This is a genomic window from Nocardioides marmoraquaticus (assembly GCF_054777915.1).
In genome coordinates, this window is sequence record NZ_BAAHAA010000019.1 from 41,348 (window position 1) to 61,519 (window position 20,172).

General features: G+C 72.1%; 20 protein-coding genes. 9 read left to right on the forward strand and 11 right to left on the reverse strand.

What is annotated here, in order from left to right; all coding sequences use genetic code 11:
* Window positions 1-36: 36 nt before the first annotated feature.
* Window positions 37-1,455, reverse strand: a complete 1,419-nt coding sequence (gene sufB / locus ACYU8I_RS14105) for a Fe-S cluster assembly protein SufB (RefSeq protein ID WP_460841923.1) — start codon at window positions 1,453-1,455, stop codon at window positions 37-39.
* Entirely contained in the window at window positions 1,452-2,225 is a 774-nt protein-coding gene (locus tag ACYU8I_RS14110) for a helix-turn-helix transcriptional regulator (RefSeq protein ID WP_460842005.1), read from the reverse strand. The genes sufB and ACYU8I_RS14110 overlap by 4 nt, the downstream gene beginning before the upstream one ends.
* Before the next feature lie 95 nt (window positions 2,226-2,320).
* Here ACYU8I_RS14110 and ACYU8I_RS14115 point away from each other — a divergent pair, with 95 nt between their 5' ends.
* Genes ACYU8I_RS14115 through ACYU8I_RS14135 form a run of 5 tightly spaced genes read left to right on the forward strand, consistent with a single transcriptional unit; the run spans window position 2,321 to window position 6,108 of the window.
* Complete coding sequence (locus tag ACYU8I_RS14115) at window positions 2,321-2,848, forward strand: mycothiol transferase (RefSeq protein WP_460841925.1); 528 nt, start codon at window positions 2,321-2,323, stop codon at window positions 2,846-2,848.
* 9 nt (window positions 2,849-2,857) lie between these two features.
* The gene (locus ACYU8I_RS14120) at window positions 2,858-3,832 is read left to right on the forward strand and encodes an ABC transporter ATP-binding protein (RefSeq protein WP_460841927.1); all 975 of its coding nucleotides are present in this window, start codon (window positions 2,858-2,860) and stop codon (window positions 3,830-3,832) included.
* Complete coding sequence (locus tag ACYU8I_RS14125) at window positions 3,829-4,593, forward strand: ABC transporter permease (protein ID WP_460841929.1); 765 nt, start codon at window positions 3,829-3,831, stop codon at window positions 4,591-4,593. Before ACYU8I_RS14120 ends, ACYU8I_RS14125 begins: the two co-directional genes overlap by 4 nt.
* 1 nt (window position 4,594) lies before the next feature.
* Entirely contained in the window at window positions 4,595-5,563 is a 969-nt protein-coding gene (locus ACYU8I_RS14130) for a COX15/CtaA family protein (protein ID WP_460841931.1), read from the forward strand.
* A gap of 38 nt (window positions 5,564-5,601) precedes the next feature.
* A complete protein-coding gene (locus tag ACYU8I_RS14135) occupies window positions 5,602-6,108 on the forward strand; it encodes a hypothetical protein (protein ID WP_460841932.1) in 507 nt (168 codons plus the stop codon).
* 6 nt (window positions 6,109-6,114) lie between these two features.
* On the opposite strand, the gene ACYU8I_RS14140 is transcribed toward ACYU8I_RS14135, so the two are convergent.
* Window positions 6,115-7,068 carry a heme o synthase gene (locus tag ACYU8I_RS14140; protein WP_460841933.1) on the reverse strand — a complete coding sequence of 318 codons (954 nt, stop codon included), beginning with the start codon at window positions 7,066-7,068 and terminating at the stop codon, window positions 6,115-6,117.
* A gap of 301 nt (window positions 7,069-7,369) precedes the next feature.
* Between ACYU8I_RS14140 and tkt the strand changes: the two genes are divergently transcribed.
* The 4 genes from tkt to pgl are packed head-to-tail and all read left to right on the forward strand — an operon-like array spanning window position 7,370 to window position 13,038.
* Window positions 7,370-9,466 (forward strand): transketolase, encoded by a 2,097-nt coding sequence (gene tkt, locus ACYU8I_RS14145; RefSeq protein ID WP_460841935.1) that lies wholly within the window; start codon window positions 7,370-7,372, stop codon window positions 9,464-9,466.
* A gap of 56 nt (window positions 9,467-9,522) precedes the next feature.
* Window positions 9,523-10,623 (forward strand): transaldolase, encoded by a 1,101-nt coding sequence (tal, locus tag ACYU8I_RS14150; protein WP_460841937.1) that lies wholly within the window; start codon window positions 9,523-9,525, stop codon window positions 10,621-10,623.
* 34 nt (window positions 10,624-10,657) lie between these two features.
* On the forward strand, window positions 10,658-12,310 hold the full coding sequence (pgi, locus tag ACYU8I_RS14155; RefSeq protein ID WP_460841939.1) for a glucose-6-phosphate isomerase: 1,653 nt from the start codon (window positions 10,658-10,660) through the stop codon (window positions 12,308-12,310).
* Window positions 12,307-13,038: a 6-phosphogluconolactonase gene (pgl, locus tag ACYU8I_RS14160; protein WP_460841941.1), complete on the forward strand. Its 732-nt coding sequence runs from the start codon at window positions 12,307-12,309 to the stop codon at window positions 13,036-13,038. Before pgi ends, pgl begins: the two co-directional genes overlap by 4 nt.
* A 158-nt stretch (window positions 13,039-13,196) precedes the next feature.
* On the opposite strand, the gene ACYU8I_RS14165 is transcribed toward pgl, so the two are convergent.
* From ACYU8I_RS14165 to ACYU8I_RS14200, 8 genes are all read right to left on the reverse strand, one after another.
* Window positions 13,197-14,117, reverse strand: coding sequence for a hypothetical protein (locus tag ACYU8I_RS14165; protein WP_460841943.1), 921 nt, complete (start codon window positions 14,115-14,117; stop codon window positions 13,197-13,199).
* Window positions 14,118-14,369: 252 nt separating this feature from the next.
* Complete coding sequence (locus tag ACYU8I_RS14170) at window positions 14,370-14,729, reverse strand: RNA polymerase-binding protein RbpA (protein WP_460841945.1); 360 nt, start codon at window positions 14,727-14,729, stop codon at window positions 14,370-14,372.
* Window positions 14,730-14,763: 34 nt separating this feature from the next.
* Complete coding sequence (gene secG, locus ACYU8I_RS14175) at window positions 14,764-15,000, reverse strand: preprotein translocase subunit SecG (RefSeq protein ID WP_460841947.1); 237 nt, start codon at window positions 14,998-15,000, stop codon at window positions 14,764-14,766.
* A 33-nt stretch (window positions 15,001-15,033) separates the two neighbouring features.
* Window positions 15,034-15,804: a triose-phosphate isomerase gene (tpiA, locus tag ACYU8I_RS14180; RefSeq protein ID WP_460842007.1), complete on the reverse strand. Its 771-nt coding sequence runs from the start codon at window positions 15,802-15,804 to the stop codon at window positions 15,034-15,036.
* Window positions 15,805-15,825: 21 nt separating this feature from the next.
* Window positions 15,826-17,037: a phosphoglycerate kinase gene (locus ACYU8I_RS14185; RefSeq protein ID WP_460841949.1), complete on the reverse strand. Its 1,212-nt coding sequence runs from the start codon at window positions 17,035-17,037 to the stop codon at window positions 15,826-15,828.
* Window positions 17,037-18,032: a type I glyceraldehyde-3-phosphate dehydrogenase gene (gap, locus tag ACYU8I_RS14190; RefSeq protein WP_460841951.1), complete on the reverse strand. Its 996-nt coding sequence runs from the start codon at window positions 18,030-18,032 to the stop codon at window positions 17,037-17,039. The genes ACYU8I_RS14185 and gap overlap by 1 nt, the downstream gene beginning before the upstream one ends.
* Before the next feature lie 144 nt (window positions 18,033-18,176).
* Entirely contained in the window at window positions 18,177-19,163 is a 987-nt protein-coding gene (gene whiA, locus ACYU8I_RS14195) for a DNA-binding protein WhiA (protein ID WP_460841953.1), read from the reverse strand.
* Window positions 19,164-19,205: 42 nt separating this feature from the next.
* Window positions 19,206-20,168 carry a gluconeogenesis factor YvcK family protein gene (locus ACYU8I_RS14200; protein WP_460841954.1) on the reverse strand — a complete coding sequence of 321 codons (963 nt, stop codon included), beginning with the start codon at window positions 20,166-20,168 and terminating at the stop codon, window positions 19,206-19,208.
* Window positions 20,169-20,172: the final 4 nt, after the last annotated feature.

Genomic DNA, 20,172 nt, shown 5'->3' on the forward strand with positions numbered 1-20,172 from the left:
TCCTTCGTCGTACGTCGGGGTGGGGCGGGGTCGGCGTCAGCCGACGGCGCCCTCCATCTGCAGCTCGATGAGGCGGTTGAGCTCGAGGGCGTACTCCATCGGCAGCTCCTTGGCGATGGGCTCGACGAAGCCGCGCACGATCATCGCCATCGCCTCGTCCTCCTCCATGCCGCGCGACATGAGGTAGAAGAGCTGGTCGTCGGAGACCTTCGAGACGCTCGCCTCGTGGCCCATCGACACGTCGTCCTCGCGGATGTCGACGTAGGGGTAGGTGTCGGACCGGCTGACCTGGTCGACCAGCAGGGCGTCGCACAGCACGTTGCTCTTGGAGCCGTGGGCGCCCTCGTTGACCTGGATCAGGCCGCGGTAGGAGGTGCGACCACCTCCGCGGGCGACCGACTTGCTCAGGATGGAGCTCGAGGTGTGCGGCGCGGCGTGCACCATCTTGGCGCCGGCGTCCTGGTGCTGGCCCTCGCCCGCGAAGGCGATCGACAGCGTCTCGCCCTTGGCGTGCTCGCCCATGAGGTAGACGGCGGGGTACTTCATCGTCACCTTGGAGCCGATGTTGCCGTCGACCCACTCCATGGTGGCGCCGGCCTCGCAGGTCGCGCGCTTGGTCACCAGGTTGTAGACGTTGTTCGACCAGTTCTGGATGGTCGTGTAGCGCACCCGGGCGTTCTTCTTCACGACGATCTCGACGACCGCGGAGTGCAGCGAGTCGGAGCTGTAGATCGGCGCGGTGCAGCCCTCGACGTAGTGCACGTAGGAGCCCTCGTCGGCGATGATCAGCGTGCGCTCGAACTGGCCCATGTTCTCGGTGTTGATGCGGAAGTAGGCCTGCAGCGGGATCTCGACGTGCACGCCCGGCGGCACGTAGATGAAGGAGCCGCCCGACCAGACCGCGGAGTTGAGCGCGGCGAACTTGTTGTCGCCGACCGGGATCACCGTGCCGAAGTACTCCTGGAAGATCTCCGGGTGCTCCCGCAGCGCGGTGTCGGTGTCGAGGAAGAGCACACCCTGAGCCTCGAGCTCCTCGTTGATCGCGTGGTAGACGACCTCGGACTCGTACTGCGCCGCGACGCCGGCCACCAGGCGGGCCTTCTCGGCCTCGGGGATGCCGAGCTTGTCGTAGGTGTTCTTGATGTCCTCGGGCAGGTCCTCCCAGGTCTGGGCCTGCTTCTCGGTGGACCGCACGAAGTACTTGATGTTGTCGAAGTCGATGCCGTCGAGGTCGGAGCCCCAGGTCGGCATGGGCTTGCGACCGAACAGCTTGAGGCCCTTGAGGCGTAGGTCGAGCATCCACTGCGGCTCGCACTTCTTCGACGAGATGTCGCGCACGACGTCCTCGCTCAGGCCGCGCTGCGCGGTGGCGCCCGCGTCGTCCTTGTCGGCCCAGCCGAAGTCGTAGCGGCCGATGCCCTTCAGCTCGGGGTTCAGCTCTTCGATGCTCGTCATCGTGTGACCTTCCTGGTCGTGGGCTGGGTGTTCGTGCTCGTCACGGTGCTGGTCGTGCTGGTGGAACGCGTCGCGACGGCGTGGTCTTCCCGCGTCGCGACGGGTGGAGCGGGGATGCAGGTGGTGCAGACGCCGTCGCCGTGGGCGATGGTCGCGAGCCGCTGCACGTGGCGGCCGAGCATGCGGCCGATGGCGTCGGTCTCGGCCTCGCACAGCTGCGGGAACTCGTGGGCGACGTGCGACACCGGGCAGTGCTGCTGGCACAGCTGCTCGCCCACGGGCACCTCGCGCACGGAGGCGGCGTACCCCTCCTCGGAGAGGGAACGGGCCAGTGCCACGGACGGGTCGAGACCGGGCTCGGCGGCCATCACGGTCTCGAAGCGCTGCTCGATGCCGGCGGCACGGCGCTCGGCGAAGGCCCGGACGGCGTCGGGGCCACCGGTCTCGGCGAGGAAGCGCATCGCCTGCACGGCGAGGTCGTCGTAGGCCTGGTCGAAGCGGTCGCGACCTGCATCGGTCAGCGCGAAGACCTTGGCGGGCCGACCGCGACCCCGGGCGCCGTGGCTGCGGGGCTCACGGGCCTCCAGGGCACCCTCGTCGATCAGCTGGTCGAGGTGGCGCCGCACGGCGGCGGGAGTGAGGTCGAGCCGCTCGGCCAGCGCCGCCGCGGTCGACGGGCCCTCGACCAGGACCGACCGCGCGACGCGCTCGCGCGTCGGCTGGTCGGGGACCGCCGCGCCCACCGGGGCACGAGGGTCGGTCTGGGCCATTTCCACAACACCAGTGTGCGCTTATTGATCAGGGCCTTTCAAATAAGGCCACCCTTACCGACCGGTGCCGGCAGCCGGCTGGGTACCGGCCCGGCATGGAGACCCGCGACCTGCTGCTCGACCACCTCGACCGCGTCCGCGAGCTCGTGGAGACCACCGCCCACGGGCTCCCGCTCGACGACGCCCACCTGCGTCCCGTGCTGGCACCGTCCGGGGACCCTGCCCCCGCCCGGGGCAACAGCATCGTGTGGCTGCTGTGGCACACCGCGCGGGTGCAGGACGACCACGTCGCGGCGCTCGCGGGCGTCGACCAGGCGTGGGACGCCTGGGCCGAGCGGTTCGCGCTGCCGCTCGACCACGCCGACATCGGCTACGGCCACGGCGACGCCCAGGTCGACGCCGTGCGCGTCGACGACCTGACGCTGCTCGTCGACTACCACCGCGCCGTCCACGACCTCAGCCGGGCGTACGCCGAGCGGGTCGACGCCGCCGAGCTGGACCGGGTCGTCGACGAGGCGTGGGACCCGCCGGTGACGGCCGGGGTGCGGCTCGTCAGCGTCGTCGGCGACTGCCTGCAGCACCTCGGGCAGGCGGCGTACGTCCGCGGGTTGCTGGCTTCGTAGCATTGGGGCGTGTCCGTGCCCCCCGCCGAGGAGCCGGGCGAGCCCGCGCTGCTCGTCTCCGGCCTCCGCATGACGTACGGCGACACGGTCGCCGTCGACTCCCTCGACCTGCGCGTCGAGCGGGGCACGGTCGCGGCGGTGCTCGGCCCCAACGGGGCGGGCAAGACGACCACGCTGGAGACGTGCGAGGGATACCGCGCGGCCCAGCAGGGCGCCGTGCGCGTGCTCGGCCTCGATCCGCAGCGCGACCGCCGGCGGCTGCTGCCCCGCATCGGGGTGATGCTGCAGGACGGCGGCGCGTGGTCCGGGGTGCGCGCCACCGAGATGCTCGCCCACGTCGCGCGGCTGCACGCGCACCCGCTCGACGTCGACGCCCTGGCCGAGCGGCTGGGGCTGCACGAGTGCGGGCGCACGCCGTACCGCCGGCTCTCCGGTGGCCAGCAGCAGCGCCTCAAGCTGGCGCTCGCGGTGGTGGGTCGGCCCGAGCTCGTCTTCGTCGACGAGCCCTCGGCCGGCATGGACCCCGCGGCGCGACGCACCACCTGGGACCTGCTCCGCGAGCTGCGATCCGCCGGCGCGACGGTCGTGCTCACGACCCACTACATGGAGGAGGCCGAGCGCCTCGCCGACGCGGTGCACGTGGTCGACCGCGGCCGCGTGATCGCCCACGGCTCCCCCGCCGAGCTCACCCGCGGCGGCACCACCACCATCCGGCTCGTGGTGACGAAGCCCTTCCCTCCCGGGGCGCCCGACTCGCTGCAGGCCGCGCTCGGCCACCGCCTCGACGTGGTGCCGCTCAACGACGTCAGCCTCGTCGTCACCGGGCCCGCCGACCACACCACCCTGGCGACGGTGTCGACCTGGTGCGCCGAGCAGGGCGTGCTCCCGGAGTCGCTGCAGCTGGGCCAGCGCACCCTCGAGGACGTCTTCCTCGAGCTGACCGGTCGCGGGCTCGCGCCGAGCGCGGCGGCGGCCGACGCATGAGCCTCGACCTGACGCCCCGCCCGGGCGCCGCCCCGCTGCACCGTCAGGTGCGGGTGCAGGCGGCGATGGAGGCGCGGCTGATGCTGCGCAACGGCGAGCAGCTCCTCATCGCCCTCGTGATCCCCGTGCTGGTGCTGGTGGGCGGGGTCCTGGCCGTCGACCGGGCCGGCCTCGACCTGGGCCGCAGCGCCGTCGACGCGCTCACCCCGGGCGTGCTGGCCCTGGCCGTGATGTCGACCGCCTTCACCTCCCTGGCCATCGCCACCGGGTTCGAGCGCCGCTACCAGGTGATCAAGCGCCTCGGCTCGAGCCCGCTGCCCCGCACCGGCCTGCTCCTCGGCAAGGTGGGGGCGCTGCTCGGGGTGCAGGCCCTGCAGCTGGTCGTGCTGGCGCTGCTGGCCCTGGCGCTGGGCTGGCGCCCCGACCTCTCGCTGCCCGCGCTGGTGCTGTGCGTGCTGCTCGGCACCTCCGCCTTCGCCGCCCTCGGCCTGCTCGTCGCCGGCGTGCTCCGGGCCGAGGCCACCCTCGCCGTCGCCAACCTCGTCTACCTGCTGCTCCTCAGCGGAGGCGCGGTCGTGCTCCCGGCCGACGAGTACGGTGGTTGGGGACGGGTCGCCTCGCTGCTGCCCTCGGGCGCCCTGGGCGAGGCGTTCCGCGCCGCCAGCTGGGACGGCTCCGTGGCCTGGGCACCGCTGCTCGTCCTGGCCGTCTGGGCGCTCGTCGCCGCCGCGCTCACCGCCCGCACCTTCCGATGGGACTGACATGACCACCCCCGCGTCCTCCCCCGGCACCTCGCCCCTGTCCGTGCTCGGGCGTCGCGCCTGGCTGGTGCGCCTGGCCTGGGCCTCGATCGTGGCGAACGTCGGCATCGTGGTCACCGGCGCGGCCGTGCGGCTCACCGGGTCCGGCCTGGGCTGCCCGACCTGGCCCCGCTGCATGGACGACTCCTTCGTCCCCCACGACGAGATGGGCATCCACGGCGTCATCGAGTTCGGCAACCGGTTGCTGACCTTCGTCCTCGCCGCCGTCGCGATCGCCACCCTCGTGAGCGCCTGGCAGGCCGCCCGGCGCGACCTGCGCAACCGCGCCCTCGTGCTGGCCCTCGGCGTGCCCGGGCAGGCCGTCGTGGGAGGCATCACCGTCCTCACCGGCCTCAACCCCTGGATCGTCGCGCTGCACCTGCTCCTCTCGCTCGCGATGATCAGCCTGGCCGTGGTCTACCTCTGGCGCGTCGACCGGCCCGTCCCCGGCACCACGACGGGCCCGCGCGCCCTCGTGACGCTGGCGTGGCTGACGTACGCCGTGTCCTGGGTGACGCTCTACGTCGGCACCGTCGTGACCGGCTCCGGCCCCCACGCGGGCGACGCCGAGGTCGACCGCAACGGCCTCGACCCCGTGGCGCTGACCCAGCTGCACGCCGACGTCGTGTTCCTCTTCCTCGGCCTCTCGGTCGGGCTGCTGCTGGGCCTGCGCGCCGTCGGCGCCGGCCGCGGGCCGCTGCGCGCCGCGGGGGCCCTCCTCGGGGCGCTGCTCGCCCAGGGACTCATCGGCTTCGTGCAGTACGCCACCGACCTGCCCGAGGTGCTCGTCGGTCTGCACCTGCTCGGTGCGGCCGTGATCTCGGGCGTCGTGACGTGGGCCGTGCTCGAGACCCGTGAGGGCGTCGTCGCGTCGTCGCGTTCCGAGACCCACGAGCCCGTCGTTGTGGGAGCATCGGGCGCGTCCCGCTGAGCCGACCGGCTCGGCCCGCCCCTCCAGGAGGCCGCACGATGCCGCGTCGTACGACGGTGCTCGCCGCAGGTGCGCTGCTCGCCCTCCTCGCGGGCTGCGGCGGTGAGCCCGAGCCCCTCGAGGCGCTGCCCCCGGCCGCCCCCGACGACCTGTGCTCGCTCGTCCCGGAGGCGGCCGCCGACGGCCTCACCGGCACCTCGAGCAGCTCCCAGGACGGCGACCCCACGGCGGCCTGCGCCCTGCGCGGGTCGGGCGGCGACAGCATCCTGGTGACCTACCTGCAGCTCGAGGGCGAGCCCGCGGCGCGCCAGGCGTGGGAGAGCCAGTGCACCGGCATCGACCCGTCCACGCTGCCCGAGCAGCAGGTCGACGTGGAGGGCGCCGACGAGACCTGCGCCGGGGCCTCCGACGAGCGCGCGAGCATCGCGCTGCTGACCGGGCGCGACCTCGTCACCGTGCGCGTGTCGGCCCCGGAGCCGCCGCCGCTGGAGCGGGCCACCACGATCGCCGAGGGCGTCGTGGCCGAGCTGCCCGACCCGGAGTAGCGGGCCTCAGCCCAGCGAGCCGCTGACGAGCGGGTCGAGCGCCACCGCGACGAAGAGCAGCGACAGGTACATGTTGGACCAGTGGAAGAGCCGCATCGGCCGGACCACCGTGAGCTCGTCGCTCGTGCGGGCCCGCCACCACATCAGGTGGGCCTCGACGAGGAACGCCGCGCCCAGCAGCACCGCGGCCAGCGGGTAGAACCAACCGGTGCCGGCGACCGGCCACAGCACCAACGAGGTCGCCACGGTCACCCAGGTGTAGGCGAGCACCTGCCGCGAGACGCCGGCGGCGTCCTTGAGCACGGGCAGCATCGGCACGTCGACGCGGGCGTAGTCCTCGCGGTAGCGCATGGCGAGCGCCCAGGTGTGCGGCGGCGTCCAGAAGAAGACGACGAGGAAGAGCACGAACGGTGCCCACGCGAGCTCGCCGGTGACGGCCGTCCAGCCGATGAGGGTGGGGAAGCACCCGGCGATCCCGCCCCACACGACGTTCTGCGCCGTACGACGCTTGAGCAGCATCGTGTAGACGAAGAGGTAGAAGGCGCACGCGACCAGCGACAACGTGGCCGAGAGCCAGTTGACGAGCAGGCCCAGCACCAGGGTCGACCCGACCAGGAGCACCAGCCCGAAGACGAGCGCGGCCCTCGGCGTCACGACGTGGCGCGGCAGGGCGCGGCGTCGGGTGCGGCGCATGTGCTCGTCGATGTCGCGGTCGTAGACGCAGTTGAGCGCGTTGGCGGCGCCGGCCGACAGGGTGCCGCCGACGACCGTCGCGACCACGAGGCCCAGCGGGGGGATGCCGCGCTCGGCGGCGAACATGACCGGCACCGTGGTGAGCAGCAACAGCTCGATGACCCGCGGCTTGGTGAGGCCGACGTACGCCGCCACCACGTCGAGCAGGCGCGAGCGCGCGACGTCGGGCCGCCGGTCGAGGCCGCGCTCGGAGTCGAGCGCCGTCATCGGCGGTCCCCGGCGTGGCGGGTGCTCACGGGGCTCACTTCGGTCGTGGCCTCTCCTTCGAGATGCCCGGGCAGGCTGGGACGTCGGTCAGGTCGTGCGGCTCAGGACGGACCTGAGGTCGGGACCTGATGTGCCGGACCCGGGTGCAGGCGGCACCCGATCGGGTACCCGCCGTCCCGAGTCTAACGGGGCTGGGCCACCCGTCCGAACCGCCCGGTAGGAACCACGGCGTGACCCTCGTCGCCCGCCCGCACTAGGCTCGCAACGACGCCCGCCACCGGAAGGAAGCACCGACGTGTCCGTGAGCGAGAAGCTCCAGTGGGACCAGCTCGACGACAAGGCGGTCGACACCGCCCGCGTCCTGGCGATGGATGCCGTGCAGAAGGTCGGCAACGGCCACCCCGGCACGGCGATGAGCCTGGCGCCCGTCGCCTACCTGCTGTTCCAGAAGGTCATGCGCCACGACCCCGCCGACCCGCAGTGGATGGCCCGCGACCGCTTCGTGCTCTCGTGCGGCCACAGCAGCATCACCCTCTACACCCAGCTCTACCTCGGCGGCTTCGGCCTCGAGCTCGAGGACCTCAAGGCGCTGCGCACCTGGGGCAGCAAGACGCCCGGCCACCCCGAGCTCGGCCACACGCCCGGTGTCGAGGTGACGACCGGTCCCCTCGGCCAGGGCGTCGCCAACGCCGTCGGCATGGCGATGTCGGGGCGTCGCGTCCACGGCATCCTCGACCCCGACGCCGCCGAGGGCGAGGGCCTGTTCGACCACCACGTCTACGCCCTGTGCTCCGACGGCGACCTGCAGGAGGGCGTCAGCGGCGAGGCCAGCTCGATCGCCGGCACGCAGCGGCTCGGCAACCTCACGCTGATCTACGACCGCAACCGCATCTCGATCGAGGGCGACACCGACATCGCCTTCACCGAGGACGTCGCGAAGCGCTACGAGGCCTACGGCTGGCACGTGCAGACCGTCGACTGGACCAACGGCGGCACCGAGTACCGCGAGGACGTCCCCGCGCTGCACGAGGCCATCCAGGCCGCGGCCGAGGTCACCGACCAGCCCAGCATCATCGTGCTCGACACCGTCATCGCGTGGCCCGCGCCCAACGCCCAGGGCACCGAGAAGGCCCACGGCAGCGCCCTGGGCGACGACGAGGTCGCCGCGACCAAGAAGATCCTCGGCTGGGACCCCGACCAGACCTTCGAGGTCCCGAGCGAGGTCATCGAGCACACCCGGCAGCTGCGCGAGCGCGGTGCCGCCTGGGGCCGGGAGTGGGACGAGGCGTACGACGCCTGGGCCGCCGCCTCCCCCGAGCGTGCCGCCCTGCTGCACCGCCTCAAGGAGCGCCAGCTGCCCGACGGCTTCGAGTCGGCGCTGCCGTTCTTCGACGCCGACGAGAAGGGCGTCGCCACCCGCGCCGCGTCCGGCAAGGTGATCAACGCGCTCGCCCCCGAGCTGCCCGAGCTGTGGGGCGGCTCCGCCGACCTCGCGGGCTCCAACAACACCACCATCGAGGGCGTGCCGTCGTTCGTGCCGAGCGACCGCAGCACCGGCGACTGGGAGGGTGACCCCCATCAGGGTCGCGTGCTCCACTTCGGCATCCGCGAGCACGGGATGGGCGCGATCATGAACGGCATCGCCGCCGACCGCCTGACCCGCGTCTACGGCGGCACCTTCCTGACGTTCAGCGACTACATGCGCGGCGCGGTCCGCGTGGCGGCGCTGAGCCGGCTGCCCGTCACCTACGTCTGGACCCACGACTCCATCGGTCTCGGCGAGGACGGGCCGACCCACCAGCCCATCGAGCACCTCGCCGCGCTGCGCGCGATGCCCGGCCTCGACGTCGTCCGCCCGGCCGACGCCAACGAGGTGGCGGCCTGCTGGGCGCAGGTCCTGCGCCACACCGACCGGCCGGCAGCGCTCGCGCTGTCGCGGCAGAACGTGCCGGTCTTCCCGCGCGGGAAGGACGGTTTCGCCGGTCTCGACGACGTGGCCAAGGGCGGCTACGTGCTGCTCGACGTCGAGTCGGGCACGCCCGACGTCGTGCTGGTCGCCACCGGCTCCGAGGTGCAGATCGCCGTGGCGGCCCGCGAGCTGCTCGCCGCCGACGACATCGCGGCGCGCGTCGTGTCGATGCCCTGCCGCGAGTGGTTCGACGCCCAGGACCCCGCCTACCGCGACGCGGTCGTGCCGCCCACCGTCAAGGCCCGCGTCTCCGTCGAGGCCGGCGTCTCGCAGGGCTGGCGCGAGGTCGTGGGCGACCACGGCCGCATCGTCGGCATCGACCAGTACGGCGCCTCGGCCGACTACCAGCGCATCTACACCGAGTACGGCCTCACGGCCACCGCGGTCGCCGACGCGGCTCGCGACAGCCTGCGCACCGTCACCGGCTGACGGCAGCCGCTGACCCACCACCGGGCCCCGAGGGGCCCACACCCCGGGAGGAACCCATGACCGACCGTCTCCAGCAGCTCTCCGACGCCGGCGTCTCCATCTGGCTCGACGACCTGTCGCGCGAGCTCATCCAGGAGGGCGAGCTCCAGCGGCTCGTCGACGAGGACCACGTCGTCGGCGTCACCACCAACCCCTCGATCTTCGCCTCGGCCCTCGCCGACGGCGAGAAGTACACCGAGCAGGTGCGTGAGCTGGCCTCGCAGGGGGCCGACGTCGACCAGACGGTCTTCGCCCTCACCACCACCGACGTCCGCGACGCGTGCGACAAGCTCCGCCCGACGTACGACGCCACCAACGGTCTCGACGGCTGCGTCTCGATCGAGGTCTCGCCGCTGCTCGCCCACGACGCCGACGCCACCTTCGCCTCGGCCAAGGAGCTGTGGGCCGAGGTCGACCGGCCCAACCTGTTCATCAAGATCCCCGCGACCACCGAGGGTGGCGAGGCCATCAGCAACACCCTCGGCGAGGGCATCAGCGTCAACGTCACGCTGATCTTCGGCCTCGACCGCTACCGCGAGGTGATGGAGGCCTACGTCCTCGGCCTCGAGAAGGCCCGCGACCACGGCCACGACCTGTCGGGCATCAGCTCGGTCGCGAGCTTCTTCGTCAGCCGGGTCGACTCCGAGATCGACAACCGGATCGAGAAGTCCGGCGCCGACAGCGAGCTCAAGGGCAAGGCCGGTGTCGCCAACGCCCGGCTCGCCTACCAGGCCTACGAGGAGTTCTTCACCGGCGAGCGCTGGGAGGCGCTCGAGGCCGCGGGGGCGCGCAAGCAGCGCCCGCTGTGGGCCTCGACGGGCGTGAAGAACCCCGAGTACCGCGACACGATGTACGTCGTCGACCTGGCCGTCGAGAACACCGTCAACACCATGCCGGGCAAGACCCTCGCGGCCGTCAAGGACCATGGCGAGGTCGTCGGCGACCAGGTGCGTCCGCACTACGACGACGCCCGCCGTGTCATGGACGCGCTGGCCGAGGCCGGCGTCGACTACGACGACGTCATCGCGACCCTCGAGCGCGAGGGTGTCGAGAAGTTCGAGTCGGCCTGGGGCGAGCTCCTCGAGACGGTCCAGGGCCAGCTCGACGCCGTCCGCTGACGTCCGACCCCCGGCCCGAAGGAGAGCACCCGCGGTGAGCACCCCCGTCGACCCCACGCAGACCGACGCCTGGTCGAGGTTGCAGGCCCTCGCCGACGGGTTCTCCCCCGACCTGCGGGCGTGGTTCGCCGACGACCCCGACCGGGTCGCGCGCTACACCCACCAGGCCGCCGACCTGCACGTCGACCTCTCGAAAGCGCTCGTCGACGACGACGTGCGCGAGGCGTTGCTCGCGCTCGCCGACGAGGTCGGCGTGCTCGCGCGGCGAGACGCGATGCTCGCGGGCGAGCGGATCAACGTCACCGAGGACCGCTCGGTGCTGCACACCGCCCTGCGCCTGCCGCGCGACGCCTCGCTCGAGGTCGACGGCCACGACGTGGTGCCCGACGTGCACGAGGTGCTCGACCGGGTCTACGCCTTCGCCGAGAAGGTGCGCGACGGGTCGTGGACCGGCGCCACCGGCGAGCGGATCCGCACGGTCGTCAACATCGGCATCGGCGGGTCCGACCTCGGCCCGGTCATGGCCTACGAGGCGCTGCGCGAGTTCCACCACGAGGCGCTCGAGTGCCGCTTCATCAGCAACATCGACCCGACCGACGCGGCGACCACGCTGCAGGGCCTCGACCCCGAGACGACGCTCTTCATCGTCTCCAGCAAGACCTTCGGCACCCTCGAGACGCTCACCAACGCCCGGCTGTGCAAGGAGTGGCTGCTCACCGGGCTGCCCGGCAGCGACGCCGACGACGCCGTGGCGAAGCACTTCGTCGCCGTCTCCACCGCGCTCGACAAGGTCGCCGACTTCGGCATCGACCCCGACAACGCGTTCGGCTTCTGGGACTGGGTCGGGGGCCGCTACTCCCTCGACTCGGCCATCGGCACCTCGCTCGTCGTCGCCGTCGGGCCGGAGCGCTTCGCCGAGCTGCTCGCTGGCTTCCACGCCGTCGACGAGCACTTCCGCACCGCCGAGCCGGAGCGCAACGTGCCGCTGCTCCTCGGCCTGCTCAACGTCTGGTACACCAACTTCCTCGGAGCCCAGACCCACGCCGTGCTCCCCTACTCGCAGCTGCTGCACCGGTTCCCGGCGTACCTCCAGCAGCTGACGATGGAGTCCAACGGCAAGGGCGTGCGCTGGGACGGCAGCGCCGTCACGACCGAGACCGGCGAGGTCTTCTGGGGCGAGCCCGGCACCAACGGCCAGCACGCCTTCTACCAGCTGATCCACCAGGGCACGCGGCTGGTCCCGGCCGACTTCATCGCGTTCGCCGACCCGTCGTACGCCCTGCGCGACGGCGACCAGGACGTCCACGAGCTCTTCCTGGCCAACTTCTTCGCCCAGACCCGGGCGCTCGCCTTCGGCAAGACCGCCGAGGAGGTGCGCGCCGAGGGCACCGAGGAGTCGGTGGTGCCGGCGCGCGTGTTCACCGGCAACCGACCCACCACCTCGATCATGGCGCCGGCGCTCACCCCGTCGGTGCTGGGCCAGCTCGTCGCGCTCTACGAGCACCTGACCTTCGTCGAGGGCGTGGTGTGGGGCATCGACAGCTTCGACCAATGGGGCGTCGAGCTCGGCAAGAAGCTCGCCCAGGAGGTCGGTCCGGCCATCGACGGCGACGCCGACGCCCTCGCCGCCCAGGACGCCTCCACCCAGGCGCTGATCGCCTACTACCGGGAGCACCGCAGCCGATGACCACCCCGGAGCGCACCGTCCGTCGCTACCCCGACGCCGCCGGGCTCGCCGGCGCGGTCGCCACCGCCCTCGTCGAGCGGCTGGCCGAGATCCAGGCCGAGGGCCGGATCCCCGAGGTGGCGCTCACCGGGGGCACCATCGCCGAGGAGATCCACCGCTTGGTCGCGACCGTCGACTCGGCCGCGGTCGACTGGTCGCAGGTGCGGTTCTGGTGGGGCGACGAGCGGTTCGTCCCCGCCGACTCCACCGACCGCAACGACCTCGCCGCCGGGCGCGACTTCCTCGACAGGGTCGGGGTCGACGCGATGCGGGTGCACCACATGCCCGCCAGCGACGAGGCGCACGCCGACGTACACGCGGCCGCAGCGGCGTACGCCCGACTGGTCGCCGACCACGACCGCGACCCCTTCGACCTCGTCATGCTCGGGCTCGGCCCCGACGGCCACGTCGCGTCGCTCTTCCCGGGCCACCCCCAGCTCGAGGTCACCGACCAGGTCGCCGTCGGCGTCACCGACTCGCCCAAGCCGCCGCCCGAGCGCATCACGCTGACCTTCCCCACCCTGAACCACACCCGCGAGGTCTGGTTCCTCGTGAGCGGTGACGGCAAGGCCGACGCCGTACGACGCGCCCTGGCCGACGACGGCTCCGTCGCCGAGACCCCCGCCCGCGGCGTCACCGGCGGCCGCCACACCTGGTGGCTCGACGACCCCGCCGCCTCCCTCCTCTGACCACCCATCCCCACCCCGCCGAGGAGTCACTCCCTGACGGCCGAGGAGTCACTGCCTGACGGCCGAGGAGTCACTGCCTGACGGCCGAGGAGTCACTCCCTGACGGCCGAGGAGTCACTCCCTGACGGCCGAGGGGTCACTGCCTGACGGCCGAGAAGTCACTCCCTGGGGAGCCCGTGGCGCGCACGGGCGCGGTCCCACCCCGACAGCAGCACCTCGGAGGGATGCGGCGAGAACCCGTAGATGCTGCTGCTCGTCAGGCTGTCGATCTCCCAACCCCGCCCGTCCAGCCACGATCGACGTCGTTCGTCGTGCGCAGCGTCCTCGGTCGAGGTGTGGTGCTCCTCCCCGTCGTACTCCGCGCCGTACCGCATCTTCCGAGCTGCCACGTCGACCCGGTAGACGTCGTGCCCGTCGGCGTCACGGACCCACACCTGGGGCTCTGGCAGCACCCGGAGCGTCTCGTGCCAGTGCAGACGGAGCGCCGACTCTGCCATCGACTCCGCGCGGGCATCTCCGAGGGCGACGAGCCTCCGCGCCTGCGTGACCCAGCGGAAGCCACGGAACCGTGGGAGCTCGGCCATCATGGCCTCCCGCGGGACGCCGAACCGAAGGTACTGGTCGACCGCCCCGATCGCGTCGTACCGCCAGAGCAGTCGCGCGAGGTCGATCGACGTGCGCAACGGCGTCGTGACCGGGACACCGTTGAGCTCCCCCACGTCCGCAGACGACAGCTGACGGCAGCCGGACTCGGCGCCCTCGCGACGCATCCGGGTCCCGCCTGACACGTAGACCTCCACGGGCGGAACCTCGTAGATCGAGCTCCGGCGGAGCACGTCCAGACCGTGCAACCACGCGGCAGTGCGGTCGACCACCACGCCGCCGGACGGGAGCACGAGGCTGATGGCCTCGACCTTCCTGTCCAGGTCGATGGTCAACGACGCATCGGCGTACACGCCCGTGACGACGTGCGTGAGGACCTGCCGGTCGACGAGCGAACGTAGCGTTCGGCCGTCGATACCCTCCTCCGCCGCCATCGCAGTGGTGAAGCAACCTGGGAACGGGACGTCGGAGTGCACGTCGCACAGCGTCGGACAGACGACGGATCCCCGCTGCGGCTATCCACAGGGCTCGTCAGGCAGTGACTGCTCGGCGGTCAGGGACTGACCTCTCGACCGTCAGGGACTGACTCCTCGACCGTCAGGGACTGACTCCTCGACCGTCAGGGACTGACCCCTCGACCGTCAGGGACTGACCCCTCGACCATCAGGGACTGACCCCTCGACCATCAGGGACTGACCCCTCGGCGGGATGGGCGGGGAGGGGGTGGGTCAGAAGATGAGGTCGCCGGACTTGCGGCGGGCGCGGAGGGTGGAGAGGGCCTCTTCGAGGATGTCCTTGGCCTCGGCGTCGGAGCGGCGCTCCTTCACGTAGGCGAGGTGGGTCTTGTAGGGCTCGATCTTGGGCGCCGGCGGAGGGTTCTCGGAGTCCATGCTGGCGGGGAGGCCGCAACGGGGGCAGTCCCACGACTCGGGGACGACGGCCTCGACCGCGAAGGCGATCAGCGTGCGGTGGCCACCGGAGCAGAAGTAGGTGATGTTCTGCCGGGGAGCGGCCTCGCCCCGCTCGGCCTCGCCCATGGGACCGGCGCCGATGCGGCTGCCTCGGATCGCGTTGCCTGCGCCTGCCACGGTGACTCCTTCTGCGGTGGGGGTGGGGAGAAGGTCAGGAGCCGGCCTGCAGCAGCAGACCCAGCCCGACGACGGAAGCGAACCAGACCAGACCGATCCCGACGGTGATCCGATCGAGGTTGCGCTCCGCGACGGAGGACCCTCCCAGGCCGCTCGACATCCCGCCGCCGAACATGTCGGACAGGCCGCCGCCGCGCCCCTTGTGCAGCAGCACGAGGAGGATCAGCAGCAGGCTCGAGATGACGAGCAGTACCTCGAAGAAGACAACCACGGCGCAGACTCTAACCGATGCGGACGCGCCGACTCAGAGCACGGGCATGTCGTAGAACCGGCAGATGCCACCGAACTCGTCGACCTGCAGGCTGGCCCCTCCGACCAGGCACCCGTCGACGTCGTCGCGCTGCATGATGCCGGCGACGTTGGCCGCCTTGACCGAGCCGCCGTACAGGATGCGGATGCCGTCGGCCGCGGCCTCGCCGTGGGTGTCGCGCACCCAGCCGCGGATCGCGCCGCACACCTCCTGGGCGTCGTCGGGCGTGGCGACCTCGCCGGTGCCGATGGCCCACACGGGCTCGTAGGCGACGACGAGCCCGGCGACCTCCTCGGCGGAGAAGCCGGCGAGCGAGCCCTCGACCTGCGCCAGGGTGTAGGAGACCTGGTCGCCGGCCTGCCGGACCTCGAGGCCCTCACCCACACAGACGAGCGGCGTCATGCCGGCGGCGTGGGCGGCCTTGGCCTTGGCGTTGACCAGGGCGTCGTCCTCGGCGTGGTACTCGCGCCGCTCGGAGTGGCCCACGACGACGTAGGAGCAGCCCAGCTTGGCGAGCATGCCCGCGCTGATCTCGCCGGTGTAGGCACCCGACTCCTGGCTCGAGACGTCCTGCGCGCCGTAGCGCACCTGCAGCCGGTCACCGTCAACGAGCGTCTGGACGCTGCGGAGGTCGGTGAACGGCGGCACCACGACGACCTCGACCTTGCCGTAGTCGTGCTTCTTGTCGGACAGGGTCCACGCCAGCTTCTGCACCAGGACCACGGCCTCCTGGTGGTTGAGGTTCATCTTCCAGTTGCCGGCCATCAGGGGGGTGCGTGCCACGGGTCAGTCCTCCGTCGAGTGGGTCGTGCCGGCGAGCACGGTGAGGCCGGGGAGCTCCTTGCCCTCGAGGTACTCGAGGCTGGCGCCGCCGCCGGTGGAGATGTGGCCGAAGCCGTCCTCCGGGACGCCGAGCTGGCGCACGGCAGCAGCGGAGTCACCACCGCCGACCACCGAGAGCCCGTCGACCTCGGTCAGCGCCTCGGCCACCGCGCGGGTGCCGTCGGCGAACGACGCGAACTCGAAGACGCCCATGGGGCCGTTCCAGAAGACCGTGCGGGCACCACGGATGCGCTCGGCGAACGCCGCTGCCGAGTCGGGACCGATGTCGAGACCGATCTGGTCGGACGGGATGGCGTCGACCCCGACCACGGTGGGCTCGGCGTCGGCCTTGAACTCGGGCGCGACGACGACGTCGGTCGGGAGCACGATCTCGACCCCGGACTCCTCGGAACGACGCAGGTAGTCACGGCAGGTGTCGACCTGGTCCTTCTCGAGCAGGCTCTGCCCGACCCCGTGGCCCTGGGCCGCGAGGAAGGTGAAGACCATGCCGCCACCGACGAGCAGCGTGTCGGCCTTGCCGAGCAGGTTGTCGATGACGGCGAGCTTGTCGCTGACCTTGGAGCCGCCGAGCACGACGACGTACGGGCGCTCCGGCGACTCGGTGAGTCGACGCAGCACCTCGGTCTCGGTGCGCACTAGGCCGCCCATCGCGTGCGGCAGCCGCTGGGCGAGGTCGTAGACGCTCGCCTGCTTGCGGTGCACCACGCCGAAGCCGTCGCTGACGAAGGCGTCGCCGAGAGCGGCAAGCGCGTCAGCGAACTCCGCACGCTCGGCGTCGTCCTTGCTGGTCTCGCCCGCGTTGAAGCGGACGTTCTCCAGCACGGCGACCTCGCCGTCGGCGAGGCCGTCGACGACCGAGCGGGCGGAGTCGCCCACCGTGTCATCGGCGAACCCGACCGAGGTGCCGAGGAGCTCGCCGAGCCGCTCGGCCACCGGCCGCAGGGAGTACGCCGGGTCCGGCTCACCCTTCGGCCGACCCAGGTGCGCCATCACCACCACGCGGGCGCCGGCGGACCGGAGCTCCTCGATGGTGGGGACGCTGGCCCGGATGCGGCCGTCGTCGGTGATGCGGTCACCGTCGAGGGGGACGTTGAGGTCGGAGCGGACGAGGACCCGCTTGCCGGCGACGTCGCCGAGCTCGGCGTACTCCCCCATCAGAGGCTGGCGCCGACGTGGGTGATGAGATCGGCGAGCCGGTTGGAGTAGCCCCACTCGTTGTCGTACCAGCCGACGACCTTGACCTGGTTGCCGATGACCTTGGTCAGCGGCGCGTCGAAGATGCACGACGCCGGGTCGGTGACGATGTCGGAGGACACGATCGGGTCGGTGGAGTAGCGCAGGTAGCGCCCGTCGGCGGCCTTCTCGATGGCGGCGTTGACCTCGTCGACCGAGGTCTCGCGGCCGGCCTCGAAGGTGAGGTCGGTGGCCGAGCCGGTGGGCACGGGCACGCGCAGGGCGTAGCCGTCGAGCTTGCCCTTGAGCTCGGGCAGCACCAGACCGATGGCCTTCGCCGCGCCGGTGGAGGTCGGCACGATGTTGAGCGCTGCCGCACGCGCACGGCGCGGGTCCTTGTGGATGTTGTCCTGCAGGTTCTGGTCGGCGGTGTAGGCGTGGATGGTGGTCATCAGGCCCTTGACGATGCCGAACTCGTCGTTGAGGGCCTTCGCCATCGGCGCCAGGCAGTTGGTGGTGCAGGAGGCGTTGGAGATGACCGTGTGCTGCGCGGGGTCGTAGTCCTCGTGGTTGACGCCCATGACGACGGTGATGTCCTCGTTGGACGCGGGCGCGGAGATGATGACCTTCTTGGCGCCGGCGTCGACGTGGGCCTTGGCCTTGGTCGCGTCGGTGAAGAAGCCGGTCGACTCGACGACGACGTCGACGCCGAGGTCGCCCCAGCCGAGGGCGGAGGGGTCGCGCTCGGCGAAGGCGCGGATCTCCTGGTCGCCGACCTTGATCGAGGTGTCGGTCGAGGTCACGTCGGCGTCGAGGCGGCCGAGGATGGAGTCGAACTTGAGCAGGTGGGCGAGCGACTTGTTGTCGGTCAGGTCGTTGACGCCGACGATCTCGATGTCGGCGCCCGACGCGCGCACGGCGCGGAAGAAGTTGCGGCCGATGCGGCCGAAGCCGTTGATGCCTACACGAACGGTCACGGGTGTGCTCCTGGAGCGGACAGCTGTCCCTGGTGGGCTTTCCCGACCGACCCTATCGGCCACGGGCGACACCGGGAACCGGTGCCCGACGTACCTCCGGGTAACTATGCGAGGCGTACGACGACGCCCCTCACCGACGACTGCTCAGGCCTCCTCGGCGAGCATCTCCGGGGTCAGCGAGGCCTCGGTGTCGGGGATCCCGAGATCCTCGGCCCGCTTGTCGGCCATCGCCAGCAGCCGACGTATGCGGCCGGCGATGGCGTCCTTGGTGAGCACCGGGTCGGAGAGCTGGCCGAGCTCCTCGAGGGAGGCCTGCTTGTGCTCGAGCCGGAGGTTGCCGGCCTGCGCCAGGTGGTCGGGGATGTCCTCGCCGAGGATCTCCATCGCCCGGGCGACCCGGGCTCCGGCCGCGACGGCGGCGCGGGCCGAGCGACGCAGGTTGGCGTCGTCGAAGTTGGCGAGCCGGTTGGCGGTGGCCCGCACCTCGCGGCGCATGCGCCGCTCCTCCCAGGCCATGAGGGACTCGTGGGCCCCCAGCCGGGCGAGCAGCTGTCCGATGGCGTCGCCGTCGCGGATCACGACCCGGTCGATGCCGCGGACCTCACGCGCCTTGGCCGGGATGCCGAGGCGCCGGGCCGAGCCGACGAGCGCCAGGGCGGCCTCCGGCCCGGGGCAGGTGACCTCGAGCGAGCTCGACCGGCCGGGCTCGGTGAGCGAGCCGTGGGCGAGGAAGGCGCCGCGCCAGGCGGCGACGGCGTCGCAGCCGGCACCGTTGACGACCGCCGGTGGGAGGCCGCGGACGGGCCGGTTGCGCTGGTCGATCAGCCCCGTCTGCCGGGCGAGCGACTCGCCGTCCTTGACCACGCGGACGAGGTAGCGGGGTCCGCGCCGCAGGCCGGAGCTCTTCAGCATGACGACCTCGGGCTGCTGGCCGTAGACCTCCGAGATGTCGCGCCGCAGCCGTCGGGCCGCAGCGCCGGTGTCGAGCTCGGCCTCGACCACGATGCCGCCGCCGACCAGGTGCAGCGCGTCGGCGAACCGCAGCATCGAGGACACCTCGGCCTTGCGGCAACAGGTCTTGGTGACGTTGGTGCTCGCCAGCTCTGCCTTCACCTGACCGGTCATCGCCATGCGCCCACCGCGTCCGTCGTCCTACCCGCCATGCTCCTCACCCTAAGCCCGTGTCAACAACGTGGCGTAGGCGCGTGCGAGCTTGCCGGCGTCGTGGACGCCGGGGGTGGCGGAGGACAGGTCGGCGAGCTCGAGCCGCGCTCCCAGCCGGCCGACGGCTCCGTCGAGGCGCGCCGCGTCGCGCACCGCGGTCGGGTCGGCCAGGACCACGTCGACCTCGAGCCCCGGGGCGTGGTGGTGGAGGAAGTCGAGGTGGTCGGCGAGGTCGTGACCACGCGTCTCGTCGGCGTGCGGCTCGAGGTTCGTCGTGACGACGACGCGCGCCCGGGTCGTGCACAGCGCCTCCAGCAGCTGGGGCACCAGCAGGTGCGGGATCACGCTGCTGAACCACGACCCCGGGCCCAGCACGACCGTGCCGGCCTCGCGCACCGCCTGCACCGCCTCCGGGCATGCCGGCGCGTCGGCGGGGTCGAGGTGCACCCGGTGGACCCGTCCGGCCGTCGTGGCGACCTGAACCTGGCCGCGCACGAGCGTCAGGTCGTCGCCGTCGAGGCCGGCCACCTCGGCGACGATGTCGAGCGGGGTCAGCGACATCGGCAGCACCCGGCCGTGGGCGCCGAGCAGACCGGCCACCCACTCCAGCCCGTCGACGTGGTCGTCGAGGAGGTCCCACAGGGTGATGAGCAGCAGGTTGCCGAGCGAGTGGCCGTTCATCTCGCCGTCGGTCGCGAAGCGGTGCTGCAGCACCTGGGCCCAGGTGCGCCCCCACCGGTCGTCACCGCACAGGGCGGCGAGGGCCATGCGCAGGTCGCCGGGCGGGAGCACGCCGAACTCCTCGCGCAGCCGGCCCGACGACCCACCGTTGTCGGCGACCGTGACGACGGCCGTGACGTCGGCGGTCAGCCGACGCAGCGCCGAGAGCGACGCCGCCAGCCCGTGCCCGCCGCCGAGCGCGACCACGCCGGGCTCACCGCCCCAGCCCGACGGTGCGGGCGTCGCCGGCACCGTG

Bases quoted from the DNA above. Each gene is read 5' to 3' on its own strand.
- pgl (WP_460841941.1), top strand. From the start codon at position 12,307: ATGACCACCCCGGAGCGCACCGTCCGTCGCTACCCCGACGCCGCCGGG.
- ACYU8I_RS14110 (WP_460842005.1), bottom strand. From the start codon at position 2,225: ATGGCCCAGACCGACCCTCGTGCCCCGGTGGGCGCGGCGGTCCCCGAC.
- sufB (WP_460841923.1), bottom strand. From the start codon at position 1,455: ATGACGAGCATCGAAGAGCTGAACCCCGAGCTGAAGGGCATCGGCCGC.
- tal (WP_460841937.1), top strand. From the start codon at position 9,523: ATGACCGACCGTCTCCAGCAGCTCTCCGACGCCGGCGTCTCCATCTGG.
- tpiA (WP_460842007.1), bottom strand. From the start codon at position 15,804: ATGGCCGGCAACTGGAAGATGAACCTCAACCACCAGGAGGCCGTGGTC.
- ACYU8I_RS14135 (WP_460841932.1), top strand. From the start codon at position 5,602: ATGCCGCGTCGTACGACGGTGCTCGCCGCAGGTGCGCTGCTCGCCCTC.
- ACYU8I_RS14130 (WP_460841931.1), top strand. From the start codon at position 4,595: ATGACCACCCCCGCGTCCTCCCCCGGCACCTCGCCCCTGTCCGTGCTC.
- ACYU8I_RS14125 (WP_460841929.1), top strand. From the start codon at position 3,829: ATGAGCCTCGACCTGACGCCCCGCCCGGGCGCCGCCCCGCTGCACCGT.
- ACYU8I_RS14185 (WP_460841949.1), bottom strand. From the start codon at position 17,037: ATGGGGGAGTACGCCGAGCTCGGCGACGTCGCCGGCAAGCGGGTCCTC.
- ACYU8I_RS14115 (WP_460841925.1), top strand. From the start codon at position 2,321: ATGGAGACCCGCGACCTGCTGCTCGACCACCTCGACCGCGTCCGCGAG.
- whiA (WP_460841953.1), bottom strand. From the start codon at position 19,163: ATGGCGATGACCGGTCAGGTGAAGGCAGAGCTGGCGAGCACCAACGTC.
- ACYU8I_RS14140 (WP_460841933.1), bottom strand. From the start codon at position 7,068: ATGACGGCGCTCGACTCCGAGCGCGGCCTCGACCGGCGGCCCGACGTC.